The organism is Pedobacter boryungensis (genome assembly GCF_013204825.1).
In the GTDB taxonomy this organism is placed as follows: Bacteria; Bacteroidota; Bacteroidia; order Sphingobacteriales; family Sphingobacteriaceae; genus Pedobacter; species Pedobacter boryungensis.
This window is the reverse complement of the sequence record NZ_JABMKV010000001.1, coordinates 1,334,019-1,354,213: the sequence shown is the minus strand read 5'-3', so window position 1 is coordinate 1,354,213 and position 20,195 is coordinate 1,334,019. Positions and strand designations below refer to the sequence as shown.

Below are 20,195 nucleotides of genomic sequence, written 5' to 3'. Positions count from 1 at the left end.
CATTGCGATGTACGAAGCAATCATAAAGCATCTTGTTCATTAACCGTAGTAAAGTTGCTTCAGTCGGTAAAACAAAGCCAACCGAACAGAGAGAGTTAACGAACAAAATTAAGATAGTAACTAATTTTGAATGATTTAAAGCATCCTATTCATTAACCGTTGTAAGATTGCTTCGTTCCTCGCAATGACGTGATAAGTAGTGTTATTTCAATTCAATCAAATATTCTCCAGCTGGTAAATTAAAAGTGCCTCCAGCAATTTGCTTTCCGTTTAAATAGGTTTTTCTTTCCTTATCCAATTTTACAGTGGCAGAGGAATTTGCAGGAATAGTTACCTTATATTCGATTCCTTTTCCATTCCTTTTCCAAGAGGAAATTATTTTTCCATACGGACCATCGTGGGTAGCTTCAAAAGAGTTTAAACCCTCAACAAAATAAGGTTGAAGTAGTACATTTTTAAACCCAGGCTGGCTTTCGTCAGGCTTAATGCCTCCTGGTGCTTTATACAACCAAGCACCAATTTCTCCAAACATAATGTGATTCATCGAAATATCAGATTTAGCATCAATTGGCCAATTTTCATAAAGCGTAGTTGCTCCATTTGCAATCCACCAACCCCAACTTGGGAAAGTTTTTTGAGCAGCAACTCTATAAGCAACATCAGCATATCCATTCTCACTTAAAGCATTTAAAATTGCTTTAGTTCCCAGTAATCCAACATCTAAGTGAAAACCATCTGCTTCCACACGCTTGGCGAGATTTTCTGCTACTTTAGCTTTCATTTCATCTGGAACAATACCCCAAAATAAAGGGACACTTAATTCTGTTTGCAAACCAGTATTATAAATGCCAGTAGTTTGATTTAAATATTTGGTGTTAAAGGCTGTCTTTATTTTAGCAGCCAGATCCATATACTTTTTAAAATCATCTTCTTTCCCCAATATTTTTGCTGTTTTTGCTAAAATCACCACATCAGCATAGTAGTAGCATGTAGAAGTTAGCGCTACAGGCGAAACAGATTTAACAGGAACCCAATCACCCAAACCCCAAGTCGTTATGTCCGTAGGGTAAGTTTCATCAATATGATTAACATACTTGCGCATATGCTCATAGTTATCTTTCAAAATCTTGGTATCTCCATAAAATCGGTAAATATTCCAAGGAATAATTGCGATTGTGCTAGTCCAATCTGGTCCATTTCCCCATTCATAACCCCAACCATCGGTCGGAATAATGGAAGGCAAAACCCCATTAGGCTGCTGTTCATCTCTATGATCGGCTAACCATTTCTCATAAATGGTAATCCCATCAAAACCATATAGGCCAGTTTCTATAGCTATGGCTGCATCACCTGTCCAACCATTTTTTTCTCGTTGCGGACAATCAGTTGGATAGCCAAATAGATTGGATAAATAAGAGTTATTTGTAGCGTAATATATTTTGTCAATCAAAGGATCTGATGCTTTAATGCTGCCTACTACAGGAACATCGCTATGCATAAAATACCCAACTAAATCTTCTTTTTTTAATTCAATTGGTTTACTTGAAGTGACTTCAACATATTGAAAACCTTTATAATTGAAATGAGGCATGAAGCTTTCTTCGCCTTTACCATGTAAAATTAAAATATCAGTTTGAAAAGGATCCTTGTCGTCAGTAGGGCGATAATGTACATCGATGTTAGACATATCGGCTCTACCATTTGCATACAAACGTTCAGTATGTTTTAACCTAATCACAGTTCCCTCAGGTCCACTTAGTTTAATTTTACTGACGCCAGAAATATTTCTACCTAAATCAAATAGATAGGTCGTGTCGTTAAATTTCTTAATGCTCTTAGCAGTAATCTCCTCTACATTTCTAATGGGCTGCAACGCCTGTGCTACAATGTTAGGAGAAGGAGCAGAGCGATAAATTACGTTTTTCCATTTGGTGTCATCAAAATTAATCGTGTTCCAACCATTAAGTTCTAATCTCGCGTCATAATGTTCAGCGGTGTAAATACTGTTAAAAATTATCGGACTTAATGCTGTTTTCCAATTCTTTCCAGAGGTGATGGTTTCTGTTGTTCCGTCTGTATAGGTGATTTTCAAATCTAGACAAAAAGTTGGTCTATTACGCCAAGGAGCTTTATCAAAATCCCAAACTGCAGTAGATTGATGATTGTACCAACCATTTCCTAATAATACACCAATAGCATTTTTTCCTGCCTTAAGTTGTTGAGTAACATCGTAAGTAACATATAACGTTCTTCTATCATAACGTGTATACATTGGATCCATTCTATGGTTTCCCACTTTTTCACCATTTAGGGAAAGCTCATATAATCCGCCCGCGGCAATATAAGCACGAGCAGATTTAACTTCTTTTTTGGTTTCAAAAGTTGTACGGAAATAGGGTGCAGGTTTAAGTTTAACATTTTCATTATCAGATATCCATGCACCTTTCCAATTAGCTGGATTCATCATACCCATTTCAAAACTAGCTATTTTAGTGCGAGTGATTTTTGCATCATTAACAACATCTACACGCCAAAAATATGTAGTAAAAGGTTTTAATAACGGGCCCGAGTAAGCTCTTAAGCAAGTGCTGGTTTGTAACCACCCTGTATTCCATTGATTGGATTTCTCTTGTAACAAAGCAACAGAATCTGTACTTACCATTATTCGAAAAGCAGTTTGTTTTGCTCCTTTTCTAGCATCAGCCATTTGCCAAGTAAAACGAGGATTTGGATTATCTAACCCAATTGGATTGATTAGATATTCTGTTTTTAAGTTAGCAAGGGTTTGACCAAAACTATTTAAGGAAGTAACGGTGCATAGAAGAACAATAGAAATTCTGAAAACTTTGGACAATTTCATTCGACCTGGATTATCTACCTAAGATATAATTAAATTTTAAGGCATAAAAAAACACTTTTAAATTAATAAAAGTGTTTTGATCTTATTTAAAAAACTCAGAATGAATTATCCTAAAATCTCTTTTAATTTTTGTGTTTGATGATCAGCTAATTTTTGAAGTGGGCCAGCGGCCAACATTTTCATCATCATATTTAAATCTGCAGAAATAATATGTTTTGCAGTCGTACCACCGTTATCATTTGGGGTAACAGTCCATTTTAATTCCACATCAAAAGGTGGTTTTTCGGTTGGAATAGCGATAATTTCACTATTTGGTACGCGACTAGCAATCTTAATGGCCAATTTTGCCATATTTTGAATAGTAAAACTAGCTTCATCTGCTGTAGAAGACCAATTGTATATATTTTCAGGCATTAACTGCTTATGGTTATTCAAATCTTCCAAAAAAATATAAACCTTATCAATTGGAAGATTTATCTCAACAGTACTTTCTATAATGGTCATACAACGTATTTTAAATTAAATTAAGAATTTACAACGGCATCTCTTCCCCATTCAGAAGGAGCTTCACGCCATTTATTTAATAAATCTATATCATTTTGTGCTATAAAACTGTGTTCTGCAGCATACTGAATTAATGTAGAATAATTTGATAACGTAGAATAGCGACATTTAGCATTTGCAAAATTTTCATCTGCATGATCAAATCCATATGTAAAAATCGCAACTAAACCTGCAACAGATAAACCTGCGTCACGTAAAGCATCTACAGCTTGTAAACTGCTTTTGCCTGTCGAAATTAAATCTTCAATTACCACAACACGCTGCCCTTCTACAATTTCTCCTTCAATTAAACTTCCGGTACCATGTTCTTTTGCTTTAGATCTCACATAAATAAATGGTAAACCTAATTCTTGTGCTACTAAAACACCTTGTGGAATACCTGCAGTGGCTACTCCAGCAATTACATCAACAGCTCCATATTCTTCTTGTATTAGCTGTGCTAATTTCTGACGAATGTATGTTCTAACAGATGGATGTGATAAAGTAATGCGGTTATCACAGTAAATTGGGGATTTCCAACCAGACGCCCATGTAAATGGATTGTTAGGTTGCAATTTAATTGCTTTAATTTGTAATAAAAATTCAGCTACCTTTAATTCAATATCACTTTTATTATACATGGCTCAAAAATACAGAATTTATATTAACGATAATACTTTGTTTATAGGTGTTACAGTGCCCAAACAATTGGAGAAAATTCAACAGCTTGACACAGAGGATTTTGATTTTGTAACATTTTATAGAAATTTAAAAAAAAGTAAGCAAAAGCATTATATGCTGATTACCAAGACGCCTAAAGAGTTGCTAAAATCAATCAAAAAAAAGCTGACGATAATTAAGGCTGCAGGTGGTTTGGTAGAAAATGCTCAAGGCGAATTTTTATTTATTTTTAGAAATAAGAAGTGGGATTTGCCAAAAGGCAAGGTAGAAAAAGGCGAAAAAATAAAAGTTACTGCAGTTCGAGAAGTTGAAGAGGAGTGCGGTGTGAAAATAGAAAAACGCGAAGAACGTTTATGCAAAACTTATCATGTGTATGAATTAGGTGGAAAGGTAATTTTAAAACGAACCAATTGGTATAAAATGTTTGTGAAAGGAGTACCAAAATTAATTCCTCAGAAAGAGGAAGGAATTACCACTGCATCGTGGGTTGCACCATTAGGCGTTAAAGAGAAAATTAAAAATACTTATCCGTTAATATTGGATGTGTTGAAAGCAGAAAAATTAGTTTAATGAAACATTGCATTTATTTATTGTTTGTAGTACTTGTATTTACAGGTTGCAAAAAAGAAGAAAAAGAAGACCCATTAGACATTTTAACAGGTAAAACCTGGAAATATAGTCTTGTTGATAAAAACCCATCAACAAATGGCACCTCGATAAGTGTTCCTTTTAATGTTTTAGCAGATTGTGAGAAAGATAACACTTTGCAATTTAAAAGGGATGGCAACTTAATAATGTATACTGGCAATGCGAAATGTACATTGAATGAGAGCGAAACTAGAACGTTGAGCTTTAGCTATAATAAGCAAACAAAAGAATTGATAATAGATGGTATAAAGTGTGAAGTTCTAGAATTAACAAAAAATCAGTTAAAATATAAAGCCCCGGTTTCTTATCAAACTGGTTATGTGTATGTAATGTTTATTTTAGAATAACGCTGATTAAAGGAAATTAAGTGCTTCTTTAGGTACAAAAGGACTTACATCTCCATTATTTCTCAAAATATCTCGAACAATTGTTGAGCTAATTGCTGAATATTCTGGTTTGCTTAATAAAAGAATGGTTTCTACGTCGGGCATCATTGTTTGATTGATTTGAGCTATTGCTCTTTCGTATTCAAAATCTGAAGCAGAACGAATGCCTCGAACCATATATTTTGCATTTATTTTCCGACAAAAATCTACTGTTAAACCTTCATACAATTGAACATCAACATTTGGATTGTTTACAAAGATGGTACGTACCATTTCTTCTCTTTTTTCGGCCGAAAGAAAATTTTGCTTCGAACTGTTTAAACCAATACCAACTACAATTCTATCAAATAGAGGTAAAGCTCGTTTTAAAATATCTACGTGAGCAATAGTAATTGGGTCAAATGAACCTGGAAATAATGCAATTTTCATTTTTCTGTTTTTTCGATGCAGTAAATATATAAGTTTAAGCTGAAAGACTAAAGCAGAATGGGGACTAGCTTTGTTATTCAACAAAATTTACTGCTTAGATGAATAGGTTAAATAAATACTGAATGTTAGTTAGTGGCTAAGTTGTAGCAAAAATGCTTACCAGCATTTAACTTATAGTTAACTATGTCATCAACCCTGACATCACCCTGTTACCACCCTGTTATCACCTTGTTAGCACCCTGTAAAACCACCTCGAAAATGTATCCAATTACAAGGCAATTCACTTCAGAAATTAACTTTAAGTTAATGGGTAGTAAATCTTTTAATAAAGGCAAAAGTATGCTAAGAAGCTGAAGTTTTGCATCATTGCGAGGCACGAAGCAATCTTACAACGAAGGGTTAATTTATAATGTTTTAAGCTTGCTCGTAATGACGTTTACATTAATGTGCTTATTGTTTAGTTTTCTCGAAAAAGCTAAAGGAAGAATTTCCGTATTTACGTACTTCGGTAAAACCAGGTTGTAAGTTTAATTTTAAAAAGGGGGGATGTTCTACAATTAAAACTCCATTATCTGTTAGTAAATTATTTTTTAAAACTAATTGAGGAATGGTTGGGATATTCGGCAAATCGTAAGGCGGATCAGCAAAAATGATGTGGTACTGATGTGTATCCTGTTCTAGAAACTTAAATGTGTCCGCTTTTTGAGGTTCAATTTGAGTTAAGTCGAATTTTTCAGCTACAGATTTTATCCAAGCTACACAGCCAGGATGCTTATCAACTGCTCTTACATGCTTTATTCCTCTAGATGCAAACTCAATACAAATGCTTCCTGTTCCACTAAAAAGATCCAAGACGTCGCATTCCTCAAAATCGTAAGTATTGTAAAGGATGTTGAATAAAGCCTCTTTTGCCATATCTGTTGTTGGGCGGACAGGCAAATTTGCAGGTGCATTAAATTGTCTGCCTTTTAATTTTCCGCCAATTATACGCATTGATCTAGAGCTAATAAACTACTGTAATAATGTGCTGGCATATCCTCTAATACCTGTTGATCGAGATCAGTGGTCGTTGCCATAAAAGCAACCTCACTAAAATATTTTAATAAGCAATTGTATCTGTCATCACCTTCATGAATAATCCCTGCCAATTGCAAATTAGTTTCTTTTGTGTCGATACTCAATTGGTTAATCATTAATAAGAGATAATAATTAAACTCATCTAGGTTTGCTATTTCATAGCATTGCTGAAAAATAACTTGTTGATTTTGAATATACAGTGCATTAAAAGATCCGACAGAAAAATCTAGAATTAGCACAGTTCCATTTAGCTTTTCGGCTAATGCCAATAAACCAGCCTGATGTGAACATTTCCTTCCCTCAGTAAAACTAGTTAAAAGCTCATTAGTAGTTTTTGGTAAGGCAAAAATGGTTATAAAACCAAAATGGGATTGAGTTTGAGTATATATTTCTCCGACAGGTTCTTCTATAAAATACTGACTGTGTGCAGTTAAGCTATTTTCGTTAAATAAATCGTTTGGAACAGCAATGGTATTTTGAGTATGAACGGCAACTTTAACCAGTTGATACGGTAAGGTTAAATATGGATCGGTTTTTAAACGCTCAGCAAACTTTTGAGCACCATTTTCGCATTCTTGTTCATCAAAAACAGCACTAACTTGATTAGTTTCTTTATTGAGGATAGCATAAGAAAAACTATCTAAGCCTACTTTTATTAACAAGTTACATGCCGAAGCTGTAGCTGGATCAAATGTAGGGTCTATTAATAAGATACTGTTGTTATTGTTCATGTGTTGGCAAAAATAACTTTTTTCTATAACATTACCATTGCATCTTTGCTAAATGGATAAAGCCAATATCATTGCCCAGTCGTATCCGTTTCAGCCTACCGAAGAACAATTGGTTTTCTGTGCTAAAGCAACGTCTTTTTTAATGAAAAATGAAACGAATAAGTGTTTTATTTTAAGAGGTTATGCAGGTACGGGCAAAACGACTTCGGTAGCGGCATTGGTTAAATCTTTACCTCAATTTAAGTTAAAAGTGGTTTTGTTGGCACCCACTGGTAGGGCTGCGAAAGTAATTAGTAATTATACCAATAAAAGAGCGCTAACTATTCATAAAAAGATTTATAGAAAACGCAGTGCCGTTTCTACCGAAATGGCTTTCCAACTTGCACCAAATTTAGTGGAGCATACTCTTTTTATTGTTGATGAAGCTTCCATGATAGCCGATGAATGGAATCCGCAAAATGGTTCTTCGTTTTTAAAGGATTTAATTGAATTTGTGTATCAACCCGCCCCAACTGGAAAGGATAAGAACTGTTCTTTATTATTTGTTGGAGATACAGCTCAGCTTCCGCCAGTTGGCAGCATAGATAGTCCTGCTTTAAACGAAAAATACCTGATCGATAATTTTAATTTAAAAGTTACTTCTGTTGAATTGAAAGAGGTGGTACGACAAGAAAAAAAATCGGGCATTTTAGCTAATGCGACTATGCTGCGTCAATTGATTAATAATTATGAAGACGATGAAATAGTGCTGCCAAAATTTATTACAAAAAGCTATAAGGATATTTTTAGCATGACTGGAGTAAAGTTGGTAGAGGGTTTAGAATATGCTTATAGTAAGTTTGGTATTGAAAATTCATTGGTGGTTTGTCGTTCTAATAAATCTGCAAATGTGTACAATAATCAGATTAGAGCGAGATTGTTGTATAGAGATGAGGAATTAAGTGGTGGCGACCAAATTATGGTAGTGCGTAATAATTATTTTTGGCTGCCAGATAATCCTGAAACTGCATTTATTGCAAATGGCGATATGGCGAAAGTGGTTAGAGTGAGGAGAGAGGAGGAGCGGTATGGTTTACGCTTTGCTGAAGTTCAATTGGAATTTTTAGATTTTCCAGATGCTGGGTTAATTTCCTGTAAAGTAATTTTAGATACCATACAGGCCGAGACGCCAAATCTTCCTTACGAAAAGAGTAAACAGCTTTTTGATGGATTAATGGAAGATTATAGTCATTTAAATAGTAAGCGAGATAAAATGGAGGCAATTAAAGTTGATCCATATTACAATGCTTTACAGATCAAGTTTGCGTATGCAGTAACCTGTCATAAGGCGCAAGGTGGACAATGGGATGCCGTTTTTGTAGATCAAGGATATTTAACAGATGAAATGATAGATCTTGATTTTTTACGATGGTTATACACTGCATTAACCCGTGCTAAAAAGGAATTGTTTTTAGTGAACTTTTCGCAAAACTTGTTTGCTACAAGTCAAGCAGAATATTAAGCCAAAGGCAAAAGAATTGTAAAAGCAGTGCCTTCATTTTCTTTGCTGTCTATTGATAGTTTTCCAGCATGTTGTTCAACAATCCGCTTAGAAATATGTAAACCTAAACCAATAGATTTTTCACCTTGCAAACCTTGTCGGCCTGCTTTAGAAAATTGTTGAAAAATATGTTTTTTCAAGTCTTCTGGAATTCCAATTCCGAAATCTTTCACTACGATAGCAACCTTGTTTTCATGCTCAGTTAACGAGATTTCGATTGGTTTATCTTCAGCAGAAAACTTTAATCCGTTACTAATTAAATTATCTATTACTCGTTCAAGTTTCGAAGTATTTAAATAAACATCAGCTTTAATATCGTTAGCTATAAATAAAAATGTTCTCTTACTATTTGCCTTCCATTTCTGTACAACTTTATTTAAAAAAGAACTAATATCTTGCTTTTCAGTTTTTAAATCAGATTGATCTTTTTTTACGGTTTCAATTAAATCATTGATAATTTCTTTTGCCTGTTTAGCGGCAGTTGAAATCATTTCTGCTTCGTTGCTATCTTCATTTTCCAACAATAAAAATCCACTTAACGCTTCTATATTATTTAAAGGATTTCTCAAATCGTGTGCTACAAATGCAAGAATTTCTTCTTTTTGCGTACTTAAATGCTCAATTTCTATATTCTTTTCCTCTAGCTCCTTAATTTTTACAAAGTGATCCGATTTGAAATAATAACTATATCGGGCAAAGCCAATTAGCATAAAACCTAATGTCATTGCGGCAAACACATTCATCATCTTATCTTGAATGGTGATTTTTGGAATCACCATACCTAACACAAAGATAAGAACTACAAAAGCTGCAAGAAAGCTAATCTCTTTATATTCTATGGCAAAAAATAGGCTTACAGTTACAATACCTATCATAAACATGGTCAAATTGTTTTTTGCATTGTAGCTCGATACGACATAACTCACCCCGAAAGAGATTAAAAGTATAAATGCAATAAAGAATAGGGACAGGATTTTTTTACTTATAACACTCCATTTTGGAGATTTCAGTGCAATTCGGCTTAAAGTTAAAAATATGGCAGAGCCGGTTATTTGAATCCAATTTCCAAGGGAGTATTGAGAGTATCTAGTGATTTTAATTGCTTCTTCATAATAAATAAGCCCAATAATTCTTGTGGAAACAGCTATTGCTAAGATTGCCATGCTAAGTATCTTAACTTGCTTAAGGTTGGTAGTGATGTAAAATTCTCTAAACGCTGCCTTAAATTTGGCAGGTGTTTTATAAGTATATAGCTTGAACAAAATGGGAGTATTAAGCTCACAAATTTAACTAATTCAACTATTTATAGTGTAAAGAATTTCTAATTGCACTATAAATGTTATAATTAATACAGAATCAAAAATGCCATCGACCTAAGGTAGATGGCATTTTTTGCATCAAATAAATAAATAAAAATTTCTACTTATCCGGTTACTCTTACGTTTTCAGCTTCCGGGCCTTTTTTGCCTTCTTTTACTTCAAACTCAACTTGTTGTCCTTCTTGCAAAGATCTTTGTCCTGAAGATTGGATTGCAGAATGGTGGCAGAATATATCTTTACCACCTTCTTCTGGGGTTATAAAACCAAAGCCTTTAGCATCGTTGAACCATTTTACTGTACCTGTCATAACTACTTTTTTATTAAATTAAGAAGTGAAGATAACAATTTCAATATAAAAGGTTAAATAATTTTCATACAATTACAATTTTGTAACCTAAAAGCAAAAGAAAAGGTGCAGCTTTCACAAGCCGCACCTCACAAAAAAACTCCCTTAAGTAGATTCTACTTATATTAAATACGTTTAACAATGCCAAATGGTTTGCTTTAGCTTAAACTATTTTTATTTAAGCAGGGCGTAATTAATTAATCTGCCAAATGATCAACTACCAATTTAATTTCTTTATCGCCAATTACGATAATTCGTTCTTTATATAAACCGCCTGTTGCTTTCTTAAATGCACTTTTACTGATTTGAAAACGCTCATAAATCTCCTCTGGCGTACTTTTATCCCCTAAGGCAATTACTCCACCATTTTCTCTTAACTCTTTTAGCAACACATCTTTAGTATCAAGAATATGGCTATAGCCCAAAGGTTGTAAACTCAAGTCTATTTTACCTTCAATGCGTACTTTTTTAATCCAACCTTTACGCTTTTCGCCAGGTTTTAAGTTGGCAAACAATTCATTGTGATATAAAAGCCCAATATATCTATTATTGATAATGGCATTGAAACCTAAATCAGTTTGCTCGCTAATTAATAAACTCACTTCATCACCTTCATCAAAATCGAAATCATCTTCTTCAATAAATTTATCTAATCGAGAAGAGGCAAGCATACGTTGATTATTTTCATCTAGATAAACATAAACAACATAACTTTCTCCTTTATGCATTGGTCTTTTTTGTTCACGAATTGGAACGTAAATATCTTTTCCAATGCCTAAATCTAAATAAGCGCCATCTTCATTCGCATCTACTACAGTTAAATATGCAAAATCATCCGTTTCTGCTAAAGCCTGTTTTGTTGTTGCAATGGTGTTTCCATCCTTATTTATAAATACAAAAACTTTGATATTGTCTCCAAGTTCAGCGTTTTTAGGCACATCAGCATAGGGTAATAAAATTTCTCTATCGCCATCTGATAAACTTAAGCCATCACTGTTTTTAGCTGCAATTCTTAAATCATTATACTTTCCTATTTCTATCATTTTTTAATTTTAAGTTAAGCCATTTTCTTCAATGACTGTTTAATTTTCGTTTTACAAAGTTACACAATCTTTAGGTGTGGTTGGGTAGTTAATAAATTGATAAATTATAGTTGTTCAGCCCAAAAAATATTTATTTTAGTTGCATAAACCAACGAAAACTAAATTAATGAATCAACAAATTCCAACGTTTTTTCTGGGTGATGAATATTTTATCGACCAGAAAGTAAATTTTTTAAAGTTTACGAATGAATACAAAGTTTATAATGAGCAGGGCGCTCAAATTGGTGTGATTAAACAACGAATGAGTGGATGGCAAAAATTCTTAACACTCCTTATTAACAAGGCCATGATGCCTTTTCATTTAGAAATCACAGATACAAATGGTCAGCTGCAAGCTACTATTAGTAGAGGATGGACTTTTTGGATGTCGAAAATTAGTGTGACTGATCCTAATGGTGTTGAAATAGGAATTATAAAGCAGAAGTTTAAATTTTTTAAACCAACTTTTACCATCACAGACCCAAGCACAGGAGACACAATTGCGCAAATTACTGGCGATTGGAAAGCTTGGAATTTCACCATTAAAAATGCAATGGGTGTAGAAATAGGTAAAATCGGTAAGAAATGGGCTGGTGCAATGAAAGAAATTTTTACCTCTGCCGATAAATATAATGTTTCAATAGATCCTACTTATGCGGAAAATAAGCAGAAAGTAGCTATTGTTGCTACTGCAATTACCATAGACATGGTGCTTAAAGAAAGTAAGTAATTATCTTAAGCCGCAGATTTGATATTCATCTGCGGCTAAGTATTAATATTATTTTAAACTTCTTTTTGGCTCATAATGTAATCCTGGAGATAACCAATACAGTAATACCATTCTAGAATATCGGTAATTAAAAGGCGAAAACAGCAAAGTAGTTAGAAATAGAATACCTGCGAAATACCATAAATTAGTGAAATTTAATTCTAATCCTAAAATATAAGCAGCAACACTCACCGTAATCATTTCGGCAACATTCATCGCATAACTTACAAACATGGCCACGTAAAAATAACCTGGTTCACGTTCAAATTTAAGTTGACAATGTGGACAAACCTCGTTCATTTTCTGAATTTTAAATCCATAGGTTGGTCCAGTAAATACTTTACCAACTCTACAACGAGGGCATTTCGCATTTGCAAATCCACTCCATTGAGAAATATATAATTCTTTCTTAGTTTCCATTTTGTGTTGTAGTTAATTTTCTGAATTTTTCTGGGGTAATACCCTCGTATTTTTTAAAGAATTTGATGAAATAAGATTGATCATCGAAATTCAATTTATCTGCAATTTCTGAAACTCTTAAATCTAAATTGATTAACAAACGCTTCGCTTCTAAAATAACGCGATCTCTAATTAACGCACCTGCTGATATCCCTAAAAAGTCATTGCATAGTGCATTTAAATGATTTGGAGTAATGTATAATAATTCAGCGTATTGTTTAGGAAGTCTTAATTGAGCATAATTTTTCTCTATTAGATTTCTGAAATTTTTTAATAGCGTATGATTGTAAGAATTGGAATTCGCTTTTTGCAAGGCATCATCTGTTCTTGCCACCTCAATGAATAATCTAATTAATAATGTTTTAACCAAATCGTCATTAGCATGTTTTTCGCTTGATCCCTCTTTCAACATATCTTCAAAAATTGAGATAATTGTCTGTTGAACTTCAGTTGGTAAGTCAATTACTTGAGAATGGGGTTGTCCGTTAAAAAAATTGAAATTTTCTAAGTAATCGGGCTTTAATAAGAATGAACTCAAATAATTTGCAGAGAAGTTGATGATATATCCCTCAGGTTCAGTCTTAAAATTCCAACTGTGTACTTGTCCAGGTATCATGAAATAAATCAATCCTGGTTTTACATCAAATTCCTTAAAATCAATTTGCTGATTTCCACTTCCTTCGGTAAAAAATACTAAATGAAAAAACGAATGGCGATGTGCAGCATGTAAATGTTCATGCTGTTTAGCATAATACCCAAATTTACTCACTAAAATCCCATCTTGCTTATAAGTCTTAAGGTTTTGTATATCGTAAATAGGGATATCATTTTTCATATACAAAAGTACCTAATTAGGACATTAAATTAAAGGTGTTATCTCTAGTAAAAATGGTACTTTTTACTTGTTGTGATTTTTTTAGTTTTTCCGTCATGCCCAACTCGATTTGGTATCGTAATGCGATAAAATATGATGTTGATTTTATATTGGTAGTGTAGCGAAGGGCCTCTTATACAAAATTGAAAAAAGAGATTCCTCCAAAGTCGGAATGACAACCCAGATGTTTGCCCAGTAAGTAATACCTTTCTTAAATAACTGTTTCGAAAACTATAGGAATCGTTTTTTGCGGATATTGATTGCTATGGGTTAAAATCATGTTCATGATATAATCATTAGATGGATAAGGTGTGATAGCAGATTTTAAGGTTTCTAAGTCATTGATATCACAATACTCAGAAATATAACCCATGCCATAGAATTTTCCTTTCTCTACCCATAAACAACTCTTTTCATCTTCCGATCTTCCCTGATCTATTAAGGCAAAAGAGGGAAGTAGGTTTTGTAAAGCTTCCATCGCTTGTAAAGCACGATAATTATAATCATCTACATTTTCTTCTCCAATGCATGCTCCATTGCATTCGCTAGTCGCATAATGTGTGCATGCTGTTTTTGAAGTTTGGATAAAGCATAACTTTTCGCAAAGCGAATGTTCAGCCACAATGGTTCTTAATAATTGATGACCTTCCAATAAATTGTTAAAGCTATACAGCACCGTTCCATTTTTTCGGTATTTATCAATACCTAATCGGATATAACCATTTTGATCTTCGAAACTATATAAGGAATATTTCTGTTCGAAACGCTTCATTGCTCTGTTGTTCTCGGGCCAAAGCTTTTTAATTTCTGCTGCTTCTAAAATAAAAGCCATTAATTCTGTTCCACATGTTTGAAAATCTATACTGTGGATAGCTCTTAAGAAGTTTTGTCGTTGCATGCTAATACTGTGTCCAGTAAAATGAGTGCAAACTCTTTTTTTAAGTTGCTTAGCTTTGCCAACATAAATAACCTTTCCCTTCTGATCTTTAAAATAATATACACCAGGCGTATTTGGTAATTTATCTATTTCAGATTTCTGCAAATTTGGAGGTAAAGTTTGTTCTGCTGAAGCTCTTTTTAAAGTATCTTTAATTAATCCTTTAGCATCATTTTCAATTAGCATAGCTAATAAAAGTGCAGTTGCAGCTGCATCTCCGCCAGCTCGGTGCCTATTATTTAAAGGAATGGATAACGAAGTGCAAAGTTTGCCCAAACTATAAGAAGGTAGTCCGGTAAATAACTTTCTACTCAGCCTAACGGTACACAGTTTTTTGGTATTTAAATGATAGCCGCAAGCTTCTAAATGATGTCGAACAAAAGAATAATCGAAATTTACATTGTGCGCTACAAATATTTTGTCGTGTAATAAACGATAAATTTTATCAGCTACAGCTCTAAAGTCTGGCGCATTCTCCACCATCCCATTATCTATTCCCGTTAACGCTTGTATGTGTATCGGAATATGCTGATGTGGATTAATTAACGTTTCATAGCTTTCTACGATTTCTTGACCATCATGAATGTATATGGCAATTTCTGTAATGCCGTGAGCGGCTGCATAGCCACCAGTGGTTTCGATATCTACAACTGCATACAACATAATTAATCAATGGTTAAACAAATGTATGCTAAAAAAATTAGTATTAAAAACTATTTTAATCGAAAATAAGATGAATTCTACAATGTGAAATGCTGACTTGAAAAAAATAAAAAAAATGCAACTTCATACAATAAAGTAAATAAACGAGCGTCTATATATACGAGAGCGTTAATTTAGATGGCGGGGATAGAGCAAAAGCTTTATCTCCGTCTCTTTTTTTAGGGCAAATCGAATACAGATAATTAGGTATTGCATCTGCTTTTATAATCCTATATCTTAGTTGCTTATTCTTAAAGATGCAACACAAATTAATTCTATTTCTACTATTTTCGCCAGTACTATTTATTACCATTTTAACTTGGGAGCGTGTAAAACTTGATGAAAGTGTTTCAGTTTCGTTTCCCTCTAAACCAGAAAAATCTATGATGGATGACAAGCCAATTTGGATTGCGACAATAGATTCAACTTCAAAATGTATGGCGATGATTACTGATTTTGAAAAACTAGGCGTAGATAAATTGAAGTGGGCAGAACGCTTAAAACAAAAAGAGACTTATCAAACTATTAAAAGTGGAATGTTAAGAGGTAGCCCAGGCGCAGTTATACTAAACGAATCAATTACTACTTTTAAAGGTAAGCCTGCTTATATCGTAAAAATGGATTTGAAGGGTGAAAAAGAAGATTTTAATATTGCCTACGTAATGAATGTTTTTATAGAGACTAAAATGTATTCATTAATGTTTATGGAAACATACAACAATCCACATGAAGCAGATAAGCAAACTTTTTGGAATTCTTTAAATTGGAATAAAAATTAAGCCCTATACAATAAACCAAATAAATAAACGTCTATATATATGAGAGCGTTAATTTAGATGACGGGGATAGGGCAGATGCTTTATCCCCGTTTCTTTTTTAAATAGAAAAAACAAAGAGGGAAGAGACATATTAAGCCTAGTAAAAATCCCCCAAGCGTATCAGAAAACCAATGTGCGCCTAAATAAATCCTAGAGAAAGCAATTGTTGCCATAAAAAAAGCAGAAAAATAAGTGACTATCCTTCTCGTTAGTTGAGGGAGATGATTTAGTTTTCGCATTAGAAATATCATAAACCCAAAAAATAGCACATAAGATAGCACATGTCCGCTCGGGTAACTCTGAAACCTGTTTATTTCTACTAAACGCACATAAAATGCAGTAGGACGTGGTCTGTCAATTATATTTTTTATACCCAAGATTACTACTCCAGAGAGTAAAATAGAAAGGATAAAATAGGCCTCACGTTTATATTTGAAAGCATAAAATATTGCGGCAACAACAACTACCATAAGTAAAGAATAAGGTAATTCGCCGAAAAAGCTTATACCTAACATGATTTTATCCAGAATATCCGAATGGTATTTTTGGACAAATAGAGAAATCTTAAGATCTAGTGCTGGAACAGGATGGTAGCTAACAAAAAAGCTAAGCAGAATAAAACTGGTAATTAAGGCTAATAGGGTAATTAATAATACAATACGTTTCTGCTGCATCAAGTTTTCATGTTGGGTTTAACCAAAGTTAATGAAATTATTTTTGGACATGAACCACAGCAATTTAAAAAGCCTTAGCTTGTGCTAAGGCTTTAAGAGAGACGTTTAACCTATGAAAATTAATTTGCTTTATTCCATATTTCTGTGGGAATTGCATCCTCACATGGGCATTTAGCTTTATTGATGATAATTTGTTTGATAGATAAAGAAACTTTGTTGGCGTAATCTTTAAAACCTTCCTCATTCATACTGCTTCTTGCCATAGCTGCTGCTGCACAAAACGACCATAATTGCGCATCTTTCTTATCGGTAATCATTTTAGCCTTATAGCGTTCTGCCATGGCGTAATACGTTTTAAATTGCTCGTTATTCGCAGTTGCATCACCTTTGCTTAATCTAATTGTATATCGACTGTTATCTACATTCGGTTTAAATGTTTGAATGGTAGAAGGATCTATGACCTCTATGCGGTAATCTATTTTGTTTGTAGGATGGATAAATCTAAAAACATTTCCTTCCAATCGGGTATATACAGAAGTTCTGTTCGGCTCAATTAAGGTCAAGCTGTTTTGATCATAATTAATCGTAACCGTGTAATAACCATCTTCAGTGGTATATTGCCCTGAGGTTAATTTAATTTGCGCCTGTGCTGAGCTCAACACACAAATTAGCAGTATAAATAAAAAAGTTCTCATGGGCATTGTGCTTTTTTGGCATTTGCAGTAGCAAAGTTATTGGCATCGTTACAGCCATAAGTTCTAGCATAATATTCCCAATTTGCTTTACACGTTGCAGATAACCTATTCGGAATTTGAATGGTGTTTTTTGAGCCAATAGGGCAAGTGTAAGTGTATGTGTAAGTCGAATTATCAACTTTTTTAACTTCTTCTTCTTCTGGTTCTGCTTCAAATAGTTCGCAACTTGCCATTAACATGGGTAACGCCATTGCAAATAATAAAAATTTCTTAGTCTGTTCCATAGCTATTTAATTTGTTGTTTAATTTATAGGTTAAAATTAGCTAGGTAAGGGTTTTAAAGCAATACTCATTTTTAGGTATTTTACATAAAAACAGCCTTTATTTATGCTTAAAGGCTGAAAATAATTTTAAAATATTTGATGTTCATTCAAATAACCTACTTTTATTAATGATATCAATCTGAAATTACATGCATAAGAGAACAAAACTTCTATTCGTTTCCCTTTTATCAATCGCGTTTTGCAATCAAACGATGGGGCAATCTAAAATTGCAGCGAAATTTGATACTGAGAAAATGCAATTTGTAGGTACAAAGCATCAACAAGCGACCTACTTACTTCGATACGTTCAGAAATATGCACATTTGGGCGATACACTAACTACTTTACCCATTTTCTTAGATTCAATTTTAAATGGACAAGTTAAGGTAGTGCGCAAAAAGGCGCTTAAAAAATATTTAACTGCATCGAATATCGCAGATGAAGAAGTAGGCGGCTCTTTAGATTCTACTATAAGTTCTGTTTCGGGAATAAAAGCAAACTATTTTGTGATACATGATACCAGTAATTTTTTAACAGACTCTACAGCTTTTCCTAATAATATCGATTCTGTTTCTTGGAGTGGGAATAGACTAGATAATAAGCGAACCTTTAAACTAACGCACATCTTCATCAATAGATTGGGTGCTTCCATTACTTCTAACGATTTCAGTAAGCAAATTCATGCTACTAAGTTTGAAAGTCCCACAAAGAATCCTCTATTGAATAAAAGTGTGGTAGGTAATTTTATACATATTGAAGTTATTCAACCCCGCATTGCTGATCCGGGTAAAAAGAATGATGCGATCGCGATAAAACCCGGCTTTACTGATCTTCAATATAAAAGGTTAGCATTGTTATACATAGCTACAAGTCTTAGAAAAGGAGATTGGTTAGTTCCTACTTTTCATGCCGTATTAGACGATGGTATACCAGATGGACACGATGATCCTCAGAATTTCGAATTAGAAAAATTTGATCAAGCAATTAGTGAAATATATCATTCGTTAAAGAAGTAAACAAATTGTATATGACATTTCAATTCATAGATAATTTCCCTTCTGTTAAGTACGTTTCGATAAGGAAATTTGGTTTTCCCATCACGCAAACCCCTTTTCCCATCACGAAAAGGACATTTCTCGTCACGCAAACCCTTTTTCCCGTCACGCAAAGAGCTTTTCGCATCACGCAAAGGACATTTCCTATCACGCAAAGCACATTTCCTACCAGGCAAAGGACATTTCCCGTTACGCATAGGACATTTCCCATCACGCAAAGAGCTTTTCCCATCACACAAAGGATATTTCCTATCACGCAAAGTCCTTTTCCCATTGGGAAAAATGTAAAAATGCATTTGCTGTGAAGTAGAATTGCGTTAGATTTTTAATATAATAAATGTATAATTTCAATTCTGTAACCTAAACTTAAAAATATACGTCATACAACAATGACGCCTTCCACTTCTAATTTAAAAATACAGCTGACTTTTAAAAATCTGCTGCTGTTTATCGTTTTCTTTTTTCTGATGCATGAATTGCATGAGCTAGCACATATCATCACAGGTAGAGTGATTTGTGGTTGCTGGGGAACTCGAGATTTTAATGTATGGCAAACTTGTGCAGGCTGCAATTCTAAATATATGATTGCAGCAACCTTTGCTGGCCCGTTATTTACTTTTATAATGTTGTGGATAGGACGATATTTTCTTAAATATGGGACAACCGTTCGATATCAATCTTTCGGACTTTTATTGATTTTAGGAAACATGCAATTCGGAAGAATGTACATGGCCGCTATGGGCAGTGGAGATGAAGTTTGGGGTGTACGTTCTTTATTTTTAAATGCAGATCACTCCAATTTTCAAACCATAAAAATGATTACCTTCTTAATCGTCACTGTTATTTGTGTTCCACCTTTAATTACGGCATATAAAGCGATAGCTAACAAAAAGAAAATTTTATTATTTATTGGTTTCCTCATTTTTCCATTGATTTTAGATACCATTATGATATTGATAGTGTTAAATGGGATCTTAAATAAAGGTTTTTTAAATCAAGAATGGATAATGGGTACACCATTTTTAACTACACTATGGTTTTTAGGTTGTGCCTTAATAGTTGGAGTAAACTATAGGTTTTTAGGAAACTTTGCTATAGGGGCTAAAAAATAAAAGCCATCCTTTTAGGATGGCTTTTTTAAAATTTGTGGACTTAGCGGGGTTATAAACGAACCCTTTTCGGTATTTTTGAGGTTTTTAGAGGGTTTATAAATTTGAAAAGGTGGGTTCGATTTTAACTCTTTACT

At 33.7% G+C, this 20,195-nt stretch carries 23 protein-coding genes; 7 read left to right on the top strand and 16 right to left on the bottom strand.

The genetic code is table 11. The features are described from left to right. Nucleotides 1–202: 202 nt before the first annotated feature. The 3 genes from HQN85_RS05900 to pyrE form a co-directional block, all read right to left on the bottom strand. Nucleotides 203–2,860 (bottom strand): glycoside hydrolase family 78 protein, encoded by a 2,658-nt coding sequence (locus HQN85_RS05900; RefSeq protein ID WP_173269909.1) that lies wholly within the window; start codon nt 2,858–2,860, stop codon nt 203–205. 105 nt (nt 2,861–2,965) lie between these two features. Continuing rightward, nucleotides 2,966–3,364 carry an SRPBCC family protein gene (locus tag HQN85_RS05895; protein WP_173269906.1) on the bottom strand — a complete coding sequence of 133 codons (399 nt, stop codon included), beginning with the start codon at nt 3,362–3,364 and terminating at the stop codon, nt 2,966–2,968. A gap of 20 nt (nt 3,365–3,384) precedes the next feature. Continuing rightward, nucleotides 3,385–4,044 carry an orotate phosphoribosyltransferase gene (gene pyrE, locus HQN85_RS05890; RefSeq protein ID WP_173269903.1) on the bottom strand — a complete coding sequence of 220 codons (660 nt, stop codon included), beginning with the start codon at nt 4,042–4,044 and terminating at the stop codon, nt 3,385–3,387. Between pyrE and HQN85_RS05885 the strand changes: the two genes are divergently transcribed. Together HQN85_RS05885 and HQN85_RS05880 are read left to right on the top strand one after the other, a co-directional pair. Next, complete coding sequence (locus HQN85_RS05885; protein ID WP_173269901.1) at nt 4,043–4,654, top strand: NUDIX hydrolase; 612 nt, start codon at nt 4,043–4,045, stop codon at nt 4,652–4,654. The two genes, pyrE and HQN85_RS05885, sit on opposite strands and share 2 nt — an antisense overlap. After that, entirely contained in the window at nt 4,654–5,079 is a 426-nt protein-coding gene (locus HQN85_RS05880) for a hypothetical protein (protein ID WP_173269898.1), read from the top strand. The genes HQN85_RS05885 and HQN85_RS05880 overlap by 1 nt, the downstream gene beginning before the upstream one ends. A 6-nt stretch (nt 5,080–5,085) precedes the next feature. Here HQN85_RS05880 and coaD read toward each other — a convergent pair whose 3' ends face one another. From coaD to HQN85_RS05865, 3 genes are all read right to left on the bottom strand, one after another. Further along, nucleotides 5,086–5,547, bottom strand: a complete 462-nt coding sequence (coaD, locus tag HQN85_RS05875; protein WP_173269893.1) for a pantetheine-phosphate adenylyltransferase — start codon at nt 5,545–5,547, stop codon at nt 5,086–5,088. Between the two features lie 450 nt (nt 5,548–5,997). Continuing rightward, on the bottom strand, nt 5,998–6,540 hold the full coding sequence (locus tag HQN85_RS05870) for an RsmD family RNA methyltransferase (protein WP_173269890.1): 543 nt from the start codon (nt 6,538–6,540) through the stop codon (nt 5,998–6,000). Continuing rightward, the gene (locus HQN85_RS05865) at nt 6,531–7,355 is read right to left on the bottom strand and encodes a DUF3822 family protein (RefSeq protein ID WP_173269887.1); all 825 of its coding nucleotides are present in this window, start codon (nt 7,353–7,355) and stop codon (nt 6,531–6,533) included. Before HQN85_RS05865 ends, HQN85_RS05870 begins: the two co-directional genes overlap by 10 nt. 52 nt (nt 7,356–7,407) lie before the next feature. Between HQN85_RS05865 and HQN85_RS05860 the strand changes: the two genes are divergently transcribed. Continuing rightward, entirely contained in the window at nt 7,408–8,856 is a 1,449-nt protein-coding gene (locus HQN85_RS05860) for an ATP-dependent DNA helicase (protein ID WP_173269884.1), read from the top strand. On the opposite strand, the gene HQN85_RS05855 is transcribed toward HQN85_RS05860, so the two are convergent. The 3 genes from HQN85_RS05855 to HQN85_RS05845 form a co-directional block, all read right to left on the bottom strand. Beyond that, nucleotides 8,853–10,058, bottom strand: coding sequence for a sensor histidine kinase (locus tag HQN85_RS05855; protein ID WP_173269881.1), 1,206 nt, complete (start codon nt 10,056–10,058; stop codon nt 8,853–8,855). The genes HQN85_RS05860 and HQN85_RS05855 overlap by 4 nt on opposite strands. A 260-nt stretch (nt 10,059–10,318) precedes the next feature. Continuing rightward, on the bottom strand, nt 10,319–10,522 hold the full coding sequence (locus tag HQN85_RS05850; protein ID WP_173269878.1) for a cold-shock protein: 204 nt from the start codon (nt 10,520–10,522) through the stop codon (nt 10,319–10,321). Between the two features lie 236 nt (nt 10,523–10,758). Further along, nucleotides 10,759–11,604, bottom strand: coding sequence for a CvfB family protein (locus HQN85_RS05845; protein WP_173269875.1), 846 nt, complete (start codon nt 11,602–11,604; stop codon nt 10,759–10,761). Between the two features lie 166 nt (nt 11,605–11,770). Here HQN85_RS05845 and HQN85_RS05840 point away from each other — a divergent pair, with 166 nt between their 5' ends. Then, nucleotides 11,771–12,373, top strand: coding sequence for an LURP-one-related/scramblase family protein (locus HQN85_RS05840; protein ID WP_173269871.1), 603 nt, complete (start codon nt 11,771–11,773; stop codon nt 12,371–12,373). A 48-nt stretch (nt 12,374–12,421) separates the two neighbouring features. On the opposite strand, the gene HQN85_RS05835 is transcribed toward HQN85_RS05840, so the two are convergent. The 3 genes from HQN85_RS05835 to HQN85_RS05825 form a co-directional block, all read right to left on the bottom strand. Further along, on the bottom strand, nt 12,422–12,832 hold the full coding sequence (locus HQN85_RS05835) for a DUF983 domain-containing protein (protein ID WP_173269868.1): 411 nt from the start codon (nt 12,830–12,832) through the stop codon (nt 12,422–12,424). Next, nucleotides 12,822–13,706, bottom strand: a complete 885-nt coding sequence (locus HQN85_RS05830) for an AraC family transcriptional regulator (protein ID WP_173269865.1) — start codon at nt 13,704–13,706, stop codon at nt 12,822–12,824. Before HQN85_RS05830 ends, HQN85_RS05835 begins: the two co-directional genes overlap by 11 nt. Before the next feature lie 250 nt (nt 13,707–13,956). After that, nucleotides 13,957–15,345 carry an exonuclease domain-containing protein gene (locus tag HQN85_RS05825; protein ID WP_173269862.1) on the bottom strand — a complete coding sequence of 463 codons (1,389 nt, stop codon included), beginning with the start codon at nt 15,343–15,345 and terminating at the stop codon, nt 13,957–13,959. Nucleotides 15,346–15,641: 296 nt separating this feature from the next. Between HQN85_RS05825 and HQN85_RS05820 the strand changes: the two genes are divergently transcribed. Next, complete coding sequence (locus HQN85_RS05820) at nt 15,642–16,163, top strand: hypothetical protein (RefSeq protein WP_173269859.1); 522 nt, start codon at nt 15,642–15,644, stop codon at nt 16,161–16,163. An 80-nt stretch (nt 16,164–16,243) separates the two neighbouring features. Here the strand turns inward: HQN85_RS05820 and HQN85_RS05815 are convergent, their stop codons facing one another. The 3 genes from HQN85_RS05815 to HQN85_RS05805 all read right to left on the bottom strand — a co-directional run bounded on the left by HQN85_RS05815 (nt 16,244) and on the right by HQN85_RS05805 (nt 17,855). Further along, nucleotides 16,244–16,876: a phosphatase PAP2 family protein gene (locus HQN85_RS05815; protein WP_173269856.1), complete on the bottom strand. Its 633-nt coding sequence runs from the start codon at nt 16,874–16,876 to the stop codon at nt 16,244–16,246. Nucleotides 16,877–16,995: 119 nt separating this feature from the next. Next, nucleotides 16,996–17,571, bottom strand: coding sequence for a hypothetical protein (locus HQN85_RS05810; RefSeq protein ID WP_173269853.1), 576 nt, complete (start codon nt 17,569–17,571; stop codon nt 16,996–16,998). Continuing rightward, nucleotides 17,568–17,855 (bottom strand): hypothetical protein, encoded by a 288-nt coding sequence (locus HQN85_RS05805; RefSeq protein WP_173269850.1) that lies wholly within the window; start codon nt 17,853–17,855, stop codon nt 17,568–17,570. Before HQN85_RS05805 ends, HQN85_RS05810 begins: the two co-directional genes overlap by 4 nt. A 251-nt stretch (nt 17,856–18,106) precedes the next feature. Here HQN85_RS05805 and HQN85_RS05800 point away from each other — a divergent pair, with 251 nt between their 5' ends. Then, complete coding sequence (locus tag HQN85_RS05800; RefSeq protein WP_216847227.1) at nt 18,107–18,910, top strand: hypothetical protein; 804 nt, start codon at nt 18,107–18,109, stop codon at nt 18,908–18,910. On the opposite strand, the gene HQN85_RS05795 is transcribed toward HQN85_RS05800, so the two are convergent. Then, nucleotides 18,892–19,245 (bottom strand): hypothetical protein, encoded by a 354-nt coding sequence (locus HQN85_RS05795; protein WP_173269845.1) that lies wholly within the window; start codon nt 19,243–19,245, stop codon nt 18,892–18,894. The genes HQN85_RS05800 and HQN85_RS05795 overlap by 19 nt on opposite strands. A gap of 93 nt (nt 19,246–19,338) precedes the next feature. On the opposite strand from HQN85_RS05795, the gene HQN85_RS05790 reads away from it, so the two are divergent. Further along, entirely contained in the window at nt 19,339–20,061 is a 723-nt protein-coding gene (locus tag HQN85_RS05790; RefSeq protein WP_173269842.1) for a hypothetical protein, read from the top strand. The last annotated feature ends 134 nt before the right edge of the window (nt 20,062–20,195 follow it).

Excerpts from the sequence above, each read along its gene's own strand:
- HQN85_RS05820 (WP_173269859.1), top strand. The coding sequence starts at position 15,642 with ATGCAACACAAATTAATTCTATTTCTACTATTTTCGCCAGTACTATTT.
- HQN85_RS05805 (WP_173269850.1), bottom strand. The coding sequence starts at position 17,855 with ATGGAACAGACTAAGAAATTTTTATTATTTGCAATGGCGTTACCCATG.
- HQN85_RS05885 (WP_173269901.1), top strand. The coding sequence starts at position 4,043 with ATGGCTCAAAAATACAGAATTTATATTAACGATAATACTTTGTTTATA.
- HQN85_RS05840 (WP_173269871.1), top strand. The coding sequence starts at position 11,771 with ATGAATCAACAAATTCCAACGTTTTTTCTGGGTGATGAATATTTTATC.
- HQN85_RS05800 (WP_216847227.1), top strand. The coding sequence starts at position 18,107 with ATGGGGCAATCTAAAATTGCAGCGAAATTTGATACTGAGAAAATGCAA.
- HQN85_RS05850 (WP_173269878.1), bottom strand. The coding sequence starts at position 10,522 with ATGACAGGTACAGTAAAATGGTTCAACGATGCTAAAGGCTTTGGTTTT.
- HQN85_RS05790 (WP_173269842.1), top strand. The coding sequence starts at position 19,339 with ATGACGCCTTCCACTTCTAATTTAAAAATACAGCTGACTTTTAAAAAT.
- HQN85_RS05900 (WP_173269909.1), bottom strand. The coding sequence starts at position 2,860 with ATGAAATTGTCCAAAGTTTTCAGAATTTCTATTGTTCTTCTATGCACC.
- HQN85_RS05830 (WP_173269865.1), bottom strand. The coding sequence starts at position 13,706 with ATGAAAAATGATATCCCTATTTACGATATACAAAACCTTAAGACTTAT.
- HQN85_RS05795 (WP_173269845.1), bottom strand. The coding sequence starts at position 19,245 with ATGCATTTTTACATTTTTCCCAATGGGAAAAGGACTTTGCGTGATAGG.
- HQN85_RS05815 (WP_173269856.1), bottom strand. The coding sequence starts at position 16,876 with ATGCAGCAGAAACGTATTGTATTATTAATTACCCTATTAGCCTTAATT.
- HQN85_RS05870 (WP_173269890.1), bottom strand. The coding sequence starts at position 6,540 with ATGCGTATAATTGGCGGAAAATTAAAAGGCAGACAATTTAATGCACCT.
- HQN85_RS05860 (WP_173269884.1), top strand. The coding sequence starts at position 7,408 with ATGGATAAAGCCAATATCATTGCCCAGTCGTATCCGTTTCAGCCTACC.
- HQN85_RS05835 (WP_173269868.1), bottom strand. The coding sequence starts at position 12,832 with ATGGAAACTAAGAAAGAATTATATATTTCTCAATGGAGTGGATTTGCA.
- pyrE (WP_173269903.1), bottom strand. The coding sequence starts at position 4,044 with ATGTATAATAAAAGTGATATTGAATTAAAGGTAGCTGAATTTTTATTA.
- HQN85_RS05825 (WP_173269862.1), bottom strand. The coding sequence starts at position 15,345 with ATGTTGTATGCAGTTGTAGATATCGAAACCACTGGTGGCTATGCAGCC.
- HQN85_RS05880 (WP_173269898.1), top strand. The coding sequence starts at position 4,654 with ATGAAACATTGCATTTATTTATTGTTTGTAGTACTTGTATTTACAGGT.
- HQN85_RS05855 (WP_173269881.1), bottom strand. The coding sequence starts at position 10,058 with ATGGCAATCTTAGCAATAGCTGTTTCCACAAGAATTATTGGGCTTATT.
- coaD (WP_173269893.1), bottom strand. The coding sequence starts at position 5,547 with ATGAAAATTGCATTATTTCCAGGTTCATTTGACCCAATTACTATTGCT.
- HQN85_RS05810 (WP_173269853.1), bottom strand. The coding sequence starts at position 17,571 with ATGAGAACTTTTTTATTTATACTGCTAATTTGTGTGTTGAGCTCAGCA.
- HQN85_RS05895 (WP_173269906.1), bottom strand. The coding sequence starts at position 3,364 with ATGACCATTATAGAAAGTACTGTTGAGATAAATCTTCCAATTGATAAG.
- HQN85_RS05845 (WP_173269875.1), bottom strand. The coding sequence starts at position 11,604 with ATGATAGAAATAGGAAAGTATAATGATTTAAGAATTGCAGCTAAAAAC.
- HQN85_RS05865 (WP_173269887.1), bottom strand. The coding sequence starts at position 7,355 with ATGAACAATAACAACAGTATCTTATTAATAGACCCTACATTTGATCCA.